This window comes from Paenibacillus piscarius, assembly GCF_022234545.1.
In the GTDB taxonomy this organism is placed as follows: Bacteria; Bacillota; Bacilli; order Paenibacillales; family Paenibacillaceae; genus Paenibacillus_AQ; species Paenibacillus_AQ piscarius.
The window spans coordinates 21773-39464 of record NZ_JAIEUI010000030.1 but is presented as its reverse complement, the minus strand read 5'-3'; the positions used below and the strand labels follow the sequence as shown (position 1 = coordinate 39464).

The window sequence follows — 17692 nt, the reverse complement described above, 5'->3', positions numbered from 1 at the left end:
GACACCTCTTTTCTTTTCCTAGTTGCTTGAAATGAATTACAATTTGATTTCGATATCTACACCGGACGGCAGATCCAAGCGCATCAAGGCATCCACAGTTTGTGGTGTTGGGTTCACAATATCGATCAGACGTTTGTGAGTCCGTTGCTCAAACTGTTCACGGGAATCCTTGTACTTGTGCACCGCACGGAGAATGGTAATAACTTGTTTCTCGGTTGGCAGCGGAATCGGCCCGGATACACCAGCACCCGAACGTTTTGCTGTTTCAACGATTTTCTCTGCGGATTGATCAAGAATTCTGTGGTCGTATGCTTTCAAGCGGATACGAATTTTTTGCTTTGCCATTTTAGTCCCTCCTTCTATCGCCCAATTTATTATCGGACATACTCCGTGAAAATTTTCTGACATCGACCTCATGGCAAAGGGGCCGGGTGTGTCAGTAACCTCTCACATCATCGCAACGTCTCAGAACAACATTTATTATTATATAGAATAGGCGGCTATATTGCAAGAGCATTTGCGAAAGTAATCAGCCTTTTCCAAAAAAAATTCAAAAAAAGCATATCTCCGGTTCAGAAAGGCGCCATAAGTTCCGGGATGACATGTATTTCTTCTATTATAATAGAGCTAATCCCTGATTTCTGCCAACTGCTGCAGTGCCTCCATCTCCAGAATATTTACCGTTCTTTTATGCATGGCAATAATCTTCAGCGCTTCGAGCTTGTTCAGCTTCCGGCTCAGCGTCTCAGCAGTGGTTCCAATCATGGCCGCCACCTCTTTCTGGGCAGATGGCAAATCTACGGATTGTCTCAGAGCTTGCATTGTCCTACCTGAATCTGAGAGATTCCTGGTATACAGATAGATCAGCAGCCGGGCTAACCGCTTCTCCACTTCAAGCATATGCATGGCTCCTGCAGTCTCCTCCGCCATATGCAGCTGCTCACTGACAGACATCAGGAAGCTGAAGGCAAGCCCTGCATTCTGCTCCAGCAGTGGAATGAAATCTTTCCGGTGCATCCGGCACACCACTCCGCTCTCGATCATCTCAGCTGTTACATCATTGTTCTTATTATGCAGCAGCGCAAACTGCCCGAAGTAATCCCCCGGAAAAAGAAAACGGACAATATGCTGCTTCCCCTCCATACTGTTCTTGGTCAACTTGATTAGCCCGCTTTTGACTACATACAAGGCTTCGGAAGGCTCCCCTTCTCTGCAGACCTGGCTGCCTCTGGGATACGCTTCTGAGTCAGTAATCGAATCTATCATGATCAGTTCCTCATCGGATAAGCTGCTGAATACCGGAACCTGACGTACACAGGCATGAGAACCGCAAGTCTTACAATCCATGAACCCTCATCCTCTCCCTCTTGCTGCTTCCACCATAACAAGGATCTGCAGTCTGCCGGGTGACTGGACGCACAACAATTATTAAAACTTGATCTATATCAAGGAAGCTTCTTCCAAGCTGCTATACAATAGGTTCATAGAGAGAAAAGGAGTTGAGGAGCATGCAGCAATACACGTTTGAGGATATGCGCCAGATGAACAGAACCTCACTCGGCAATATGGTTCCACTTGAATTGTTCCGGACGATCCGCCTTATTGGCATGAATCAAGGATTGCCGTTAGGCGGCAAGGGAACTACGGTTACTATCGGACGCAAAATCGGGGAGAGCCTGCCTGTCACTTCCGTTGACGATCTGCTGCATCTGTTTGAGGAACTGAGAATCGGGATCCCCCGCATTGTTCACTCGGACGAACGCAAATTGAATATTGCCGTGGATGACTGCTTCTGTAAAGGGTTGCCGTCCCTGGAGGACGAGAAGATGGTCTGTGATCTGGAGGGCGCTATCATTGAAGGAGCGCTGTGCAAAATCCTCAGCCGCAAGGTATCGGTGAAGGAAATCAAGTGCAATGTGACCGGCCATGAGCACTGTGAGTACGAGGTTAAGCTGTAAACACTAATTTGAAAGCAGGGATGAAGAATGGAAAAGAAGAATATTGCTGAAGCTGTACAATATCACGAGGAACGTTTCACGAAAAAAATCATCTTCCAGAAAGGTGAGAGTGTAGTGTTCGTTCTGAACTTTATGCCGGGCCAGAAGCTGCCTGTGCACAAGCATCCGGGCGCCGATGTATACATCCTGGCCTTGAAGGGGGACGGAGCCATTCATGTAAATGAAGAGGAATTCGCCTTCACTCAAGGTGATACGGTTCATATCGCCGGCGATGAATCCTTTGCCTATGCGAACAATAGCTCAGCTCCTTCCAGTCTGTATGTTACATTATCCAAATTACCCGGTGCCGAGTATGCCAAGGAAATCTAAAATCAATAATATAAAAACAGATCAGGGCTCCTTCATATGAAGGAGCCCTGATCTTATATTTGGTCTATCCTAACGGATAGAGCCGAATTATTTCTGGATTGTTGCTACGGATCCGGCACCAACTGTACGGCCGCCTTCGCGAATGGAGAACTTAGTTCCTTCTTCAATAGCGATTGGGGAGATCAGTTGTACGGTTACAGTGATGTTATCACCAGGCATAACCATTTCAGTACCTTCTGGCAGGTTGATGATGCCAGTTACGTCAGTTGTACGGAAGTAGAACTGTGGACGGTAACCAGTGAAGAATGGTTTGTGACGTCCGCCTTCTTCTTTAGTCAGGACGTAGATCTGAGCAGAGAACTCAGTGTGCGGGTTAACGGAGTTTGGCTTGGACAGTACTTGACCACGTTCGATCATGTTACGGTCTACACCACGCAGCAATGCGCCGATGTTGTCGCCCGCTTGTGCGGAATCGAGCAATTTGCGGAACATTTCTACGCCGGTAACAACGGATTTTCTCTTCTCTTCGTGGATACCCACGATTTCAACTTCTTCCCCAACTTTAACTGTTCCGCGTTCTACGCGACCAGTTGCCACAGTACCGCGGCCAGTGATGGAGAATACGTCTTCGACAGGCATCAGGAAAGGCTTGTCAGTTGCACGTTCTGGAAGTGGGATGTAAGTGTCGATAGTTTCGAACATTTCGACAATCTTGTTAGCCCATTCGCCGTCTGGGTTCTGCAGCGCTTCACGAGCGGAACCGCGAACGATTGGAGTGTCATCGCCTGGGAAGTCGTATTCGCTCAGCAGATCGCGAACTTCCATTTCAACCAGTTCCAGAAGCTCTTCGTCTTCAACCATGTCGCATTTGTTCAGGAATACGACGATGTAAGGAACGCCTACCTGGCGGGACAGCAGGATGTGCTCGCGAGTCTGTGGCATAGGGCCGTCAGCTGCGGATACAACCAGGATTGCTCCGTCCATCTGCGCTGCGCCGGTGATCATGTTTTTAACATAGTCGGCGTGTCCAGGGCAGTCTACGTGTGCGTAGTGACGGTTAGGAGTTTCATATTCAACGTGAGCGGTGGAGATAGTGATACCGCGTTCGCGCTCTTCTGGAGCTTTATCGATTTGGTCGAATGCTACAGCAGCACCACCGTATCTTTTGGACAATACAGTTGTGATAGCAGCAGTCAGGGTTGTTTTACCATGGTCGACGTGACCAATAGTACCGATGTTAACGTGCGGTTTGTTACGTTCAAACTTTGCCTTTGCCATTTGAACAGTTCCTCCTTATTGGGTTCCTTATATTTGAGCCGCCCGTCTATGTGCAGTTCTGAGATGACTTGTGTGGTATACCCGGACGGCAAGTTAAAAACTTAAGCTTATTCTCCGCCCTTGTTCTTGGATACGATTTCTTCTGCAATGTTCTTAGGCACTTCTTCATAGTGCGAAAGCTCCATTGAGAATACGCCGCGTCCTTGAGTACCGGAACGAAGTGTTGTGGAATAACCGAACATTTCGGAAAGAGGTACCTTTGCACGGATAATCTGCGCGCCACCACGGGAGTCCATACCTTCGATACGGCCGCGGCGGGAGTTCAGCATACCCATTACATCGCCCATGTATTCCTCAGGAACAGTTACTTCCACTTTCATGATTGGCTCCAGCAGAACAGGCTTACACTTGTCCTTGGCGGCCTTAAGTGCCATGGAACCGGCAATCTTGAACGCCATTTCGTTGGAGTCAACATCATGGTAGGAACCATCTACGATGGTAGCCTTAACGTCTACAAGCGGGAAGCCTGCGAGAACGCCGTTTTTCATTTGCTCTTCAATACCGGCCAGTGCAGGCGCGATGTATTCTCTAGGTACAGAACCACCGACAACCTTACTTTCGAACTGGCTGCCAGTACCTGGCTCGAGGGGTTCGAACTCAACCCATACGTGACCGTACTGACCGCGACCGCCGGATTGGCGAACGAATTTACCTTCGACGCGTGCTGGTGCTTTGAATGTCTCACGGTAAGCAACCTGTGGTTTACCCACGTTGGTCTCAACCTTGAATTCGCGGCGCATACGGTCGATGATAATATCCAGGTGAAGCTCACCCATACCTGCCAGGATCGTTTGACCTGTTTCTTCATCGGTGTGTGCACGAAGAGTTGGATCTTCTTCGGTCAGCTTGCCGAGAGCAACGCCCATTTTATCTTGGTCAGCTTTGGTTTTTGGCTCAACCGCGATTTCGATAACCGGATCAGGGAAGTTCATGGATTCCAGGATAACCGGGTTCTTCTCGTCGCAAAGGGTATCACCAGTGCTTGTGTCCTTCAGACCCACGGCTGCCGCGATATCACCAGCGTATACGATGGAGATTTCTTGACGGCTGTTCGCGTGCATCTGCAGGATACGGCCGATACGTTCACGTTTGCCCTTAGTAGCGTTCACTACATAAGAACCGGATTCCAGGATACCGGAGTATACACGGAAGAACGTGAGCTTACCAACATAAGGGTCAGTCATGATTTTGAATGCCAGCGCTGCGAACGGCTCTTCGTCGGAAGAGTGACGCTCAATTTCCGAACCATCTTCAAGGTGACCTTGAATGGAAGGAACATCCAGCGGGGATGGCAGATAATCAACGACTGCGTCCAGCATAAGCTGAACCCCTTTGTTACGGTAGGAAGAGCCGCAGATTACAGGGAAGATTTTAACTTCACATACGCCCTTGCGCAGTGCAGCCTTGATCTCGTCTACTGTAATTTCTTCGCCTTCCAGGTACTTCATAGTGAGGTCCTCGTCAAGCTCTGCTACCTTCTCGATCAGCTCAAGACGCAGCTCCTCAACTTGTTCCAGGAATTCCGCAGGAATTTCTGTTACCTCGATGTTCTGACCCAGATCATCCTTGAAGATGTGAGCTTTCTGCTCAACCAGGTCAATGATGCCATTGAAGTCGTTCTCTGCACCGATCGGCAGCTGAATAGCAACCGAGTTGGCTTGAAGACGATCACGCATATCCTTAACAACGTTAAGGAAATCGGCACCGATGATATCCATCTTGTTCACATATGCAATCCGGGGAACGCCATAACGGTCAGCCTGTCTCCATACGGTTTCGGACTGAGGTTCAACGCCCTCTTTTGCACTAAATACACCAACTGCCCCATCCAATACACGCAGGGAGCGTTCAACTTCAACAGTGAAGTCAACGTGCCCAGGGGTATCAATGATATTGATGCGGTGACCCTTCCAGGAAGCAGTTGTTGCAGCGGAAGTAATGGTGATTCCGCGCTCTTGCTCTTGTTCCATCCAGTCCATTGTAGCAGCACCCTCGTGAACTTCACCGATCTTGTGCGTGCGGCCTGTGTAGAAAAGAATACGCTCCGTAGTAGTTGTCTTACCAGCATCAATATGTGCCATGATCCCGATATTACGTGTATTTTTTAAGGAGAACTCTCTTGCCATGAAATGGATCTCCTTCCAAAATAGAAGTTATTTGGTCGACTGTAATCCTACCAACGGTAGTGAGCAAACGCTTTGTTCGCTTCAGCCATTTTGTGTGTGTCTTCACGTTTCTTGACAGAAGCGCCTGTGTTGTTGGAAGCATCGATAATCTCAGCCGCCAAACGTTCTTCCATAGTCTTCTCGCCGCGGTTGCGCGAGTAGTTCACGAGCCAGCGTAATCCCAAAGCAGTACGTCTTTCAGGTTTAACCTCGATCGGCACTTGGTAGTTAGCGCCACCGACACGGCGGGCTTTAACTTCCAATACAGGCATGATGTTCTTGATGGCAGCTTCGAACACTTCCATCGGTTCTTTACCTGTACGTTCTTGAATCAACTTGAATGAATTGTACAAAATGCTTTGAGCGACACCTCTTTTACCACCCAGCATAATACGGTTGATCAAACGGGTAACCAACTTGCTATTATACAATGGATCTGGTAATACATCTCTCTTCGTAACTGGACCTTTGCGTGGCATGGATATCCCCCTTTCTTAAATGTTTATTAATCAGATAGTCTAATCTTATTTCTTGGCCTTAGGACGTTTCGCACCATATTTGGAGCGAGCCTGCATCCGGTTAGCTACACCTGCAGTATCCAGTGCACCACGAACGATGTGGTAACGAACTCCTGCAAGGTCTTTAACTTTACCTCCGCGCAGCAATACTACGCTGTGCTCTTGAAGGTTGTGTCCGATCCCCGGAATGTAAGCAGTCACCTCAAGACGGTTCGTCAGACGAACACGGGCATACTTACGAAGTGCTGAGTTAGGTTTACGTGGAGTCATCGTGCCTACACGAGTGCACACACCGCGTTTCTGCGGAGCGCTCAAATTTGTAGCCTCACGCTTGAGGGCGTTGAACCCCTTTTGAAGAGCGGGAGATTTGGATTTTTCGATTTTGGCTTGACGGCCTTTGCGAACCAATTGATTGATAGTTGGCATGTTGTGCCACCCCCTTCCTGAAATGATAGTCTCTTCATGAACTTTAAGTCCACAGACCCAGGTGGTTCATAAAAAGACAAATGAAAAGTCCTTGCTGCCGAAGTGTACCCCCGGTACAAAAACATTCTCTTGCTGCTATTGTTTTAAGACGGCTGCCATCGCAGCACCAACTTCTATACCGCAGGCCTTGCCCAAATTCAGCATAGTATCCACATAGGTTACCTTAACGCCTTGTTTGTTGCAAAGCATAACAATCCTGGAAGTAAGCCGTTGATCTCCGTCCTCTGCCACATAGACTTCTGCAGCTTGGCCCATCTCCACCGCCTTGACGGTTTGCTTGGAACCGATCTTGACCTGAGCATCCTGTAACCCTCTATCATCAGTCATAAAACCATACCTCCACTGAATTAGAATGACAAGGCTACTCACGCACCTTAGACATATTAGCATCCTCAGCAGATGATGTCAAGAAAAACAGTAATAATTTTATGGATAATCATTGGCAGACAGCCGCGTCACGCTACACCTGCAGCGTGACGCTTATGCTGATGCCATGAGTATTCATTTATTCAGCGGAAACGGTCTCCAGAGCTTCTTCAGTAGCCTCTTCATTCGGATCGCTCAGCTTCACGTTACGGTAACGGTTCATGCCAGTACCCGCAGGAATCAGCTTACCGATGATAACATTCTCCTTGAGTCCCAGAAGTTTATCCACCTTGCCCTTGATCGCTGCATCCGTTAGGACACGTGTAGTCTCCTGGAAGGAAGCTGCCGACAGGAAGGAATCGGTCTCCAGGGAAGCCTTGGTGATCCCGAGCAGAACCGGTTTGGCAACCGCAGGCTCATTGCCAGAGAGAATGGCTTCTTTGTTGGCTGCTTCATATTCATGAATATCGGCGAAGGCACCTGGAAGAAGGCTGGTGTCTCCGGCATCGATAATCCGGATTTTGCGCAGCATCTGCTTGATCATAACCTCGATATGCTTGTCATTGATCTCAACGCCCTGGTTACGGTATACACGCTGTACTTCCTGCAGGATGTAGTTCTGTACCCCGCGGATACCTTTGATGCGCAGCATTTCCTTAGGGTCGATCGAACCGTCTGTCAGCTCATCCCCGGCTTCAATCTCCTGGCCTTCGCTGACACGCAGACGTGAGCCGTAAGTGATGGAATAGGTCTTGGATTCCGCTTCACCCTGAACCTCAATTTCACGGCGGTCCTTGGTTTCACGGATTTCCTTGATTACTCCGTCAATCTCACTGATTGTCGCCTGACCTTTAGGGTTACGGGCTTCAAACAGCTCCTGGATACGCGGCAAACCTTGCGTGATATCGTCTCCGGCTACACCACCGGTGTGGAACGTACGCATGGTAAGCTGTGTTCCCGGTTCACCGATGGATTGGGCGGCGATAATGCCGACTGCTTCCCCGATTTCCACGAATTTACCTGTTGCCAGGTTGCGTCCGTAGCACTTCTTGCAGACCCCGTGACGGGCACGGCAGCTCAGCACAGAGCGGATCTGCAGCTTCGTCACGCCGGCGTTCACAATTTCCTCAGCCTTATCCGAGTCGATCAGATCGTTACGGTGAACGATGATCTCCTTGGTCTCCGGATGACGGACGGTCTCGAAGGAATAACGGCCTTCAATACGGTCGTACAGATCCTCGATCACTTCCTTGCCATCCTGAATCCGGCTGACGGTGAAGCCCTTATCAGTTCCGCAGTCTTCTTCGCGGACAATCACGTCCTGGGCCACGTCAACCAGACGGCGGGTCAGATACCCGGAGTCGGCTGTACGCAGCGCTGTATCGGCCAGACCTTTACGCGCTCCGTGCGTGGAGATAAAGTACTCGAGGACGGTCAGACCTTCACGGAAATTCGCTTTGATCGGCAATTCAAAGATCCGGCCTGACGGGGTAGCCATCAGTCCGCGCATACCGCCCAGCTGGGTGATCTGCGATTTGTTACCGCGTGCCTTGGAATCAACCATGAGCATGATGGAGTTGAAGCGGTCCATCGATTTCAGCAGCACGTTAGTCAGATCATCCTTGGTCTTCGACCAGATCTCGATAACACGGTCATACCGTTCATCGTTAGTGATCAGACCGCGGCGGTATTGGTTCGCAACCACATCAACCTTAGCTTCCGATTCTTTCAGAATGGTCGCTTTTTCCTCAGGCACGATAACGTCGGATACGGCAACCGTAACACCGGAACGTGTAGAGTAAGTGAAGCCGAGCTGCTTGATTTTGTCCAGAATCATAGAAGTCTGGGTGGTGTGATATGTCTCGAAGCAGCGTGCAATGATCAGACCGAGATATTCCTTACCTACAGCACTGGCATCCGGAGCATTCATGATCAGCTCACGGATATCTGCACCCTTGTCATAGATAAAGTATTTATCTGGTGTTCCTTGCAGCAGGTTCGATTTAGTTGCTTCGTTGATATAAGGGAAGCTGCTCGGATAAATCTCGTTGAAGATGATTTTTCCGACAGTCGTAATCAGCATAGCGTTCTGCTGTTCATCTGTGAAGCTGGTCTTGCCGAGAGCTTTGGCAGGAATAGCGACACGAGCGTGCAGCCCTGCGGTTCCGCGCTGGTAAGCCGATACCGCTTCGTTGACATTCCGCAGAATCATGCCGGTACCCTTCTCTTCCTTGTTGTCCATTGTCAGGTAGAAGGTACCCAAGACCATATCCTGGGAAGGGGTAACGACCGGTTTGCCGTCCTTAGGGTTCAGGATATTACCGGATGCCAGCATCAGCAGGCGTGCTTCAGCTTGGGCTTCTGCCGATAGAGGAACGTGCACGGCCATCTGGTCACCGTCGAAGTCAGCGTTGTAGGCTGTACATACGAGCGGGTGAAGACGGATTGCATGACCTTCGACCAGAATCGGCTCGAACGCCTGGATTCCGAGTCTGTGCAGCGTAGGTGCACGGTTCAGCAGAACCGGGTGCTCTCTGATTACCTCTTCAAGCACATCCCAGACCTCTGGACTTACGCGCTCTACCTTGCGTTTGGCGCTCTTGATGTTATGGGCAAGGCCTTTATTGACCAGTTCCTTCATAACGAACGGCTTGAAGAGCTCCAGTGCCATCTTCTTAGGAAGACCGCATTGATACATCTTCAGATAAGGGCCTACGACGATAACGGAACGACCGGAATAGTCAACGCGCTTACCCAGCAGGTTCTGACGGAAGCGTCCCTGCTTACCTTTGAGCATATGGCTGAGCGATTTGAGCGGACGGTTACCGGGACCCGTTACCGGGCGGCCGCGGCGGCCGTTGTCGATCAGCGCATCCACTGCTTCCTGAAGCATCCGTTTCTCGTTCTGCACGATGATGTCAGGAGCGCCGAGATCCAGCAGTCTCTTCAGACGGTTGTTCCGGTTAATAACACGGCGGTACAGGTCATTCAGGTCAGACGTCGCAAAACGGCCGCCGTCGAGCTGAACCATCGGACGCAGCTCCGGAGGAATGACCGGGAGCACATCCATGATCATCCAGTCCGGCTTGTTGCCGGAGTTACGGAAGGCCTCGATGACTTCCAGTCGTTTGATCGCCCGGTTGCGGCGCTGGCCTTGAGCCGTACGTAGCTCTTCCTTGAGGAATTCCAGCTCTTTGTCGATGTCGATATCCTGCAGCAGCTTCTTAACAGCTTCAGCGCCCATGCCGGCCTGGAAGCCGTAGCCGTATTTCTCACGGTAGCTGCGGTATTCCTTCTCGGACAACAGCTGTTTCTTCTCCAGCGGAGTTTCGCCCGGGTCAGTTACAACATAGGATGCGAAGTAGATAATCTCTTCGAGCGATCTTGGAGACATATCGAGCGCCAGACCCATGCGGCTTGGAATCCCTTTGAAATACCAGATATGAGATACCGGAGCTGCCAGCTCAATGTGGCCCATGCGTTCGCGGCGGACCTTTGCGCGGGTTACTTCAACGCCGCAGCGGTCGCACACAACGCCTTTGTAACGGACGCGTTTGTATTTACCGCAATGACATTCCCAGTCCTTCTGCGGTCCAAAAATACGCTCGCAAAAAAGACCCTCTTTCTCCGGTTTCAATGTACGGTAGTTAATGGTTTCCGGTTTTTTAACTTCTCCGCGGGACCAAGAACGAATTTTCTCCGGGGAAGCGAGCCCGATTTTCATAAATTCAAAATTGTTAACGTCCAACAAGGAGCAACCCTCCTTAACCTATATCCTGAATTAGTACCACAGCCCTCTCTTGACGCTGAAGGTCAACAGAGGGCGTGGTCCTTTGTGTATTGAAATTAGCGGTTTGCTGACGAATTACTCGATACCGACCTCTGCACCTTCCAGATTAAGGCTGAGTTTGTCGCCTGACGTCTCGTCCTCATCGTCCAATTCCTTCATCTCGATCTCCTGCTCATCACCGCTGAGGATCTTCACATCCATACCAAGGGACTGCAGTTCCTTGATCAATACCTTGAACGATTCAGGCACACCCGGTTCTGGAACATTCTCGCCTTTGACAATGGATTCGTACGTCTTCACACGGCCGACCACGTCATCGGACTTCACTGTCAGAATCTCCTGCAGGGTATAAGCCGCGCCGTAAGCTTCAAGCGCCCATACTTCCATCTCCCCGAAGCGCTGTCCGCCGAACTGAGCTTTACCGCCCAGAGGCTGCTGCGTAACGAGAGAGTAAGGACCGGTGGAACGGGCATGAATCTTATCGTCAACCATGTGCGCCAGCTTGATCATGTGCATGACACCGACGGTAACTTCACGTTCGAAGCGCTCGCCTGTACGTCCGTCGTAGAGCACGGTTTTACCATTGCGCTGCATTCCGGCTTCTTCCATCGTATCGAACACGTCGTATTCGCGGGCTCCGTCGAAGACCGGCGTAGCCACATGAATCCCCAGCTGCAGTGCAGCCATACCAAGATGGACTTCAAGCACCTGTCCGATGTTCATACGGGAAGGTACGCCCAGCGGGTTCAGGACAACCTGTACCGGTGTACCATCCGGCAGGAACGGCATATCCTCTTCCGGCAGGATGCGGGCAACGACACCCTTGTTACCATGACGTCCGGCCATCTTATCGCCTTCAGAGATCTTGCGCTTCTGGGCGATGTAGACACGCACCAGCTGATTCACACCAGGAGGCAGCTCATCGCCGTTCTCACGGGTGAACACCTTGACGTCCACGATAATCCCGTCACTACCATGCGGTACGCGCAGGGAGGTGTCACGGACTTCACGCGCCTTCTCTCCAAAGATTGCATGCAGCAGACGCTCTTCAGCGGTCAGCTCGGTTACGCCCTTCGGTGTAACTTTACCTACCAGAATATCGCCGGCATTGATTTCCGCACCGATGCGGATGATTCCGCGCTCGTCAAGATTGCGGAGCGCCTCTTCCCCAACGTTAGGGATATCACGCGTAATCTCTTCTGGACCGAGCTTGGTGTCGCGGGCTTCGGATTCATATTCCTCGATGTGGATCGAAGTGTATACATCCTCCTTCACCAGCTTCTCGCTCAGCAGGATCGCATCCTCGTAGTTGTACCCTTCCCAGGTCATGAACGCAACCACTACGTTGCGGCCCAGAGCCAGTTCGCCCATCTCTGTGGAAGGACCGTCTGCCAGAATATCACCCTTCTTGACGATATCGCCGCGCTTGGCCAGCGGACGCTGATTAATGCAGGTTCCCTGGTTAGAACGCATAAATTTGTGTAATTTATATTTAACGATATCACCTTTCACTTCTTTGCCATCCACTGCCTCAACACGGCGCAGCCAGATTTCATTGGCAGAGGAGCGTTCAATAATACCATCATATTTGGAGACAATACATACACCGGAGTCCTTCGCAGACTTGTGCTCCATCCCTGTTCCTACCAGCGGTGCCTTCGGAATCAGCAGCGGAACAGCCTGGCGCTGCATGTTCGAGCCCATCAGTGCGCGGTTGGAGTCATCGTTCTCAAGGAACGGAATGAGCGCCGTAGCGACCGATACAACCTGCTTCGGTGAAACGTCCATGTAGTCAACCCGGTTACTCGGCATCGTGGTGATGTTATCCGAGTCCTTGTTGTAACGGACGATAACCTGGTCTTCCTTGAAGGAGCCGTCCTCATCAATCTGTACGTTCGCCTGTGCAACAACGTAATTATCCTCTTCATCGGCGGTCAGATAATCAATCTGTTCGGTAACCTTACCGGTCTTCGGGTCCACCCAACGGTACGGAGCTTCAATAAAGCCGTATTCATTGATGCGGGCGAAGGTCGACAGAGAGTTGATCAGACCGATGTTCGGACCTTCCGGGGTCTCGATAGGACACATACGGCCATAGTGACTGTGATGGACGTCGCGGACTTCAAAGCCGGCGCGTTCACGGGTCAAACCGCCGGGCCCGAGGGCCGACAGACGGCGCTTGTGTGTAAGCTCGGCAAGCGGGTTCGTCTGGTCCATAAACTGGGACAGCTGCGAGCTGCCGAAGAACTCTTTGATGGACGCGATAACCGGACGGATGTTGATCAGGGCCTGCGGTGTAATCGCATTGGCATCCTGAATTGACATTCTCTCACGGACTACGCGTTCCATACGGGACAAGCCGATCCGGAACTGATTCTGCAGGAGTTCACCGACAGAACGCAGACGGCGGTTACCCAGATGGTCAATATCATCCGTATTGCCGATTCCGTGCAGCAGATTAATAAAGTAGCTGATTGAGGATATAATATCAGCCTGGGTGATATGCTTCACCGATTTGTCAATGTTGCCATTGGCAATCAGCTTGATGACCCGGCCGTCTTCAATCGGCGAGAAGACCTCAACCGTCTGAAGCGGAATATCCTCGCTGTCCATAACCCCGCCGGTAACCCGGTAGGTTTTGGCAGCCATGCTCTTCTCGAAATAAGGAATCAGCTCATCAAGCAGACGGCGGTCCACCATTTGTCCGGATTCTGCCAGAATTTCTCCGGTAGTTTCATCAACCAATGGCTGAGCCAGACGCTGGTTGAACAGACGATTCTTGATGTGCAGCTTTTTGTTGATTTTGTAACGGCCGACATTGGCCAGGTCATAACGCTTCGGATCAAAGAAACGTGCAACCAGGAGGCTCTTGGCATTATCAAGCGTCGGTGGTTCACCTGGACGCAGACGCTCGTAAATCTCAATCAGCGCCTTCTCCGTGGAATCCGTGTTGTCCTTATCCAGCGTATTGCGAATATATTCATCATTACCCAGCAGTTCCAGGATCTCGGCATCACTGCCGAAGCCCAGAGCACGCAGAAGCACGGTAACAGGAATCTTACGGGTCCGGTCGATACGGACATACATAATATCCTTAGCGTCGGTCTCGAGTTCCAGCCAGGCTCCGCGATTCGGAATCACTGTGGCGGTGTAAGTTTTTTTGCCGTTCTTATCCACTTTCGTGCTGAAATAGACGCTTGGAGAGCGAACCAACTGGCTGACAATTACCCGTTCCGCACCATTGATAATAAAGGTACCGGTCTCCGTCATCAGAGGGAAATCTCCCATGAACACTTCCTGCTCTTTGACCTCACCGGTCTCCTTATTGATGAGCCGCACCTTCACACGCAGAGGAGCAGCATATGTTACGTCCCGCTCTTTAGCGTCGTCAACCGTATACTTCGGTTCACCCAGGCTGTAATCAATGAACTCAAGCACCAGATTCCCTGTGAAATCCTGGATCGGCGAGATGTCCTGGAACATTTCACGCAATCCTTCCTCCAAAAACCAGTCATAAGACTTTTGTTGGATCTCGATCAGGTTCGGGACCTCGAGTACCTCTTTAATTCTCGCATAGCTCCGCCGAGTGCGTCGACCATACTGAACAAGATGTCCTGCCAACTTTACTCACCCCTCATGTCTACTCACTTAAAAATTGATTGCGAACCCTTGTTTGGACCCGTATAATGGAACCATACCACAAGGGCTCAGCCATAAATACAGAAAAGCCCCTTATCGAATTCTTTCGAAAAAAGAGCACATCTATCCACGGCCAAAATACTCCTTATCCAGTAGATTTGCCCAAAACGTACGTATTATACGTCACCAGGCCTCAGTTCATGCGCTATCATCTATGGTCTAGGGCGACCCTCGCCTTGACAGAAACATAGATAACCGAATCCGCAAAAACCTGCCTTGCGTCATGCGCTTACCGGGCGACAATATATCACTTGACATTTCAGCAAACTAAAGACATGGAGCCTAGCTTAATACTGACATTTTATAATAATACCACTACGGGCATTGCATGTCAATATGCAGTGCTGTTTTTATTTCTGCGCCCTAATAATACGGTAGCCCTTGTCCTTCCCAACTTCCTCTACCACCGGGAACAGACTCTCCAGCTTGGCGACAGCCGATGGTGCACCCTGCTTCTTCTGAATGACGATCCACAGGCTGCCGCCTTCCTTCAAATGGTCACAGGCCTGTTCAAAGATCTCATGCACCACGCTCTTGCCGGCGCGAATCGGCGGATTGGTAAGCACCACATCGTACTTCCGCCCGGCTAACGCAGACAGCTTATCGCTCTCCATGACTGTAACATTGGATACGCCGTTGTGCCTGGCATTCTCTTGGGCCAGTTCAACTGCCCGGCTGTTAATATCAATCATCGTGACATGGCCCTTGGGAGCAAGCAGCGCGGCACTAATTCCTATGGGTCCGTACCCACAGCCCACATCCAGCACCTCCGCCCCGTCAGGGATCTCCATCGCTTCAATCAGAACACGGCTGCCATGATCTATATCTCCCTTTGAAAAAACTCCGGCGTCGCTTACAAAGCGGAGGCTCCGGCCTCTCAGAACCGTCTCAATGCTTCGTCTGTCATGACGCGCTTCAGGCTGCTGCGAGTAATAATGCTGCGACATGCGATCCTCCCTTTCCATGTATTCTACACTATAGAGTATACCTTATAGAGCAACCCCCTTGAACAAGTTCAAGGGGGTTGCGGGAACCGGAGAGAATGACTCACGCTCCGGGGCAGTACCTATTGATTCGAACTATTTCAGTTCTACAGCTGCGCCTGCTTCTTCCAATTTTGCTTTGGTAGCTTCGGCTTCTTCTTTGCTTACTTTTTCTTTGATTGGCTTTGGAGCGTTGTCTACAACGTCCTTAGCTTCTTTCAGACCAAGACCAGTGATTTCGCGAACGATCTTGATAACGTTGATTTTGGAAGCGCCAGCGCTTGTCAGAATAACGTCGAATTCGGATTGTTCAGCTTCAACAGCTGCTACTGCGCCGCCAACAGCAACTGGAGCTGCTGCAGTTACGCCGAATTCTTCTTCGATTGCTTTAACCAGGTCGTTCAGTTCCAACACGCTCATGCCTTTAATTTCTTCCAGGATTGTTTCTTTGCTCATGATTGAACCTCCATTATATTTGAATTTGGTGTGGTATTGATTATGAAGCGGGAAGCAAAGCCTTACGCGCTTTGTTCTTCCTTCTCTGCAACAGCTTTAACTGCAAGCGCGAAGTTGCGCATTGGAGCTTGAAGCACGCTAAGCAGCATGGACAGCAAACCTTCGCGGGAAGGAAGCTCAGCCAGTGCTTTCAGCTGGTCAGCGTCGATTACCTTACCTTCTACTACGCCGCCCTTAAGCTTAAGAGCATCATTCTTCTTAGCGAAGTCGTTCAGAATCTTGGCTGCTACAACCGCATCAGTCTCACTGAAAGCGATCGCTGTAGGACCAGTCAGGACTGCGTCCAGATCAGTCAATTCAGCCGCTGCAGTTGCACGGCGCAGCAATGTGTTCTTCAGAACCTGGAACTCAACGCCAGCTTCACGAAGCTGCTTACGCAGTTCAGTCACTTGCGATACGTTCAGTCCGCGGTAATCTGCAACAACAGTGGAGACACTGTTCTGCAGTTTGCCGGTAACAACATCAACCGCATCCTGTTTAGCTTGGATTACTTTTGCATTTGCCAATGGTATACACCTCCTGAAAATTTATGTCACGGCAATTCTTCCGAAGATCCGCGATATTCCTACGCAGGCATTAGAAAAGCCTCCGCAGATTCACGAAGGCTTGATAAAACGGAAAGTTAGTCAGGCGAGCCTGGCACTTCTTGTTTCTATCACAACACCTCGGTAGGAAATTAAGCCCTGCGGCACCTACTGTCTACGGTAAGCATATTCACATTTAAGATTGATCACCTTAATGTTCACAACTGTTATAGATTATCAAAGATAACTCAAAGAGTCAACCTTTAATTATCTGAATGCAGTAGTGTTCACACGAGCGCTAGGTCCCATAGTGGACGAAATCGCGATGCCCTTCAGGTATACACCCTTGGCAGCAGCCGGTTTCGCACGGTTCAGAGCGTCGATCAGAGCTTTAAGGTTATCGTTCAGTTGTTCAGGGTTGAAAGACACTTTGCCGATTGGCGCGTGAATTTGGCCCGCTTTGTCGAGACGGTATTCGATTTTACCGGCTTTGATTTCTTGAACAGCCTTGGTAACGTCGAAAGTAACTGTACCTGCTTTAGGGTTAGGCATGAGGCCCTTACCGCCGAGCAGACGACCCAGTTTACCGACTTCACTCATCATGTCAGGTGTAGCTACGCAGACATCGAATTCAAACCAGCCCTGTTGAATCTTATTGATCATGTCAGCATCGCCAACATAATCGGCACCGGCAGCTTCCGCTTCCTTCGCTTTTTCACCTTTTGCAAATACAAGCACGCGCTGGGTTTTGCCTGTGCCGTGAGGCAGGACAACAACACCGCGAACGGCCTGGTCTTGTTTACGAGGGTCTACACCCAGACGCACTGCTGCTTCAACGGTTTCGTCGAACTTGGCAGTGGCTGCCTTTTTCACAAGCTCTACAGCTTCTGAAGGCTCATAGGTTGCTTCGCTGTTGATCAGCTTAGCAGATTCCAGGTATTTCTTACCATGTTTAGCCATGAAAATGTTCCTCCTTTGTG

The 17692-nt window shown here is 50.3% G+C and carries 15 protein-coding genes and 1 other annotated feature; of the genes, 2 read left to right on the top strand and 13 right to left on the bottom strand.

Going from position 1 to position 17692, the window contains the following annotated elements; genetic code table 11:
* Nucleotides 1-36: 36 nt before the first annotated feature.
* Both rpsJ and K1558_RS30030 read right to left on the bottom strand, forming a co-directional pair.
* The gene (rpsJ, locus tag K1558_RS30035; protein ID WP_009226637.1) at nucleotides 37-345 is read right to left on the bottom strand and encodes a 30S ribosomal protein S10; all 309 of its coding nucleotides are present in this window, start codon (nucleotides 343-345) and stop codon (nucleotides 37-39) included.
* A gap of 282 nt (nucleotides 346-627) precedes the next feature.
* On the bottom strand, nucleotides 628-1347 hold the full coding sequence (locus K1558_RS30030; RefSeq protein ID WP_238655654.1) for a Crp/Fnr family transcriptional regulator: 720 nt from the start codon (nucleotides 1345-1347) through the stop codon (nucleotides 628-630).
* Nucleotides 1348-1508: 161 nt separating this feature from the next.
* On the opposite strand from K1558_RS30030, the gene K1558_RS30025 reads away from it, so the two are divergent.
* Both K1558_RS30025 and K1558_RS30020 read left to right on the top strand, forming a co-directional pair.
* A complete protein-coding gene (locus tag K1558_RS30025) occupies nucleotides 1509-1958 on the top strand; it encodes a V4R domain-containing protein (protein ID WP_238655653.1) in 450 nt (149 codons plus the stop codon).
* A 27-nt stretch (nucleotides 1959-1985) separates the two neighbouring features.
* Nucleotides 1986-2327, top strand: coding sequence for a cupin domain-containing protein (locus K1558_RS30020; protein ID WP_238655652.1), 342 nt, complete (start codon nucleotides 1986-1988; stop codon nucleotides 2325-2327).
* An 87-nt stretch (nucleotides 2328-2414) separates the two neighbouring features.
* Here the strand turns inward: K1558_RS30020 and tuf are convergent, their stop codons facing one another.
* The 11 genes from tuf to rplA form a co-directional block, all read right to left on the bottom strand.
* Entirely contained in the window at nucleotides 2415-3605 is a 1191-nt protein-coding gene (gene tuf / locus K1558_RS30015) for an elongation factor Tu (RefSeq protein WP_238655651.1), read from the bottom strand.
* Nucleotides 3606-3712: 107 nt separating this feature from the next.
* Entirely contained in the window at nucleotides 3713-5791 is a 2079-nt protein-coding gene (fusA, locus tag K1558_RS30010; RefSeq protein WP_238655650.1) for an elongation factor G, read from the bottom strand.
* 47 nt (nucleotides 5792-5838) lie between these two features.
* Complete coding sequence (rpsG, locus tag K1558_RS30005; RefSeq protein ID WP_020427074.1) at nucleotides 5839-6309, bottom strand: 30S ribosomal protein S7; 471 nt, start codon at nucleotides 6307-6309, stop codon at nucleotides 5839-5841.
* Between the two features lie 45 nt (nucleotides 6310-6354).
* Nucleotides 6355-6774 carry a 30S ribosomal protein S12 gene (rpsL, locus tag K1558_RS30000; protein WP_020427075.1) on the bottom strand — a complete coding sequence of 140 codons (420 nt, stop codon included), beginning with the start codon at nucleotides 6772-6774 and terminating at the stop codon, nucleotides 6355-6357.
* A gap of 135 nt (nucleotides 6775-6909) precedes the next feature.
* Nucleotides 6910-7161: a ribosomal L7Ae/L30e/S12e/Gadd45 family protein gene (locus K1558_RS29995; RefSeq protein ID WP_238655649.1), complete on the bottom strand. Its 252-nt coding sequence runs from the start codon at nucleotides 7159-7161 to the stop codon at nucleotides 6910-6912.
* Nucleotides 7162-7339: 178 nt separating this feature from the next.
* Nucleotides 7340-10951: a DNA-directed RNA polymerase subunit beta' gene (rpoC, locus tag K1558_RS29990; RefSeq protein WP_238655648.1), complete on the bottom strand. Its 3612-nt coding sequence runs from the start codon at nucleotides 10949-10951 to the stop codon at nucleotides 7340-7342.
* 114 nt (nucleotides 10952-11065) lie between these two features.
* Complete coding sequence (rpoB, locus tag K1558_RS29985) at nucleotides 11066-14611, bottom strand: DNA-directed RNA polymerase subunit beta (RefSeq protein ID WP_238655647.1); 3546 nt, start codon at nucleotides 14609-14611, stop codon at nucleotides 11066-11068.
* A gap of 428 nt (nucleotides 14612-15039) precedes the next feature.
* Nucleotides 15040-15636: a class I SAM-dependent methyltransferase gene (locus K1558_RS29980; protein WP_238655646.1), complete on the bottom strand. Its 597-nt coding sequence runs from the start codon at nucleotides 15634-15636 to the stop codon at nucleotides 15040-15042.
* Between the two features lie 132 nt (nucleotides 15637-15768).
* Nucleotides 15769-16128 (bottom strand): 50S ribosomal protein L7/L12, encoded by a 360-nt coding sequence (gene rplL / locus K1558_RS29975; RefSeq protein ID WP_238655645.1) that lies wholly within the window; start codon nucleotides 16126-16128, stop codon nucleotides 15769-15771.
* 62 nt (nucleotides 16129-16190) lie between these two features.
* Complete coding sequence (gene rplJ, locus K1558_RS29970) at nucleotides 16191-16694, bottom strand: 50S ribosomal protein L10 (protein ID WP_238655644.1); 504 nt, start codon at nucleotides 16692-16694, stop codon at nucleotides 16191-16193.
* A 63-nt stretch (nucleotides 16695-16757) separates the two neighbouring features.
* Nucleotides 16758-16911, bottom strand: a sequence feature (ribosomal protein L10 leader region).
* A gap of 68 nt (nucleotides 16912-16979) precedes the next feature.
* Nucleotides 16980-17672: a 50S ribosomal protein L1 gene (gene rplA / locus K1558_RS29965; RefSeq protein WP_238655643.1), complete on the bottom strand. Its 693-nt coding sequence runs from the start codon at nucleotides 17670-17672 to the stop codon at nucleotides 16980-16982.
* Between the last annotated feature and the right edge of the window lie 20 nt (nucleotides 17673-17692).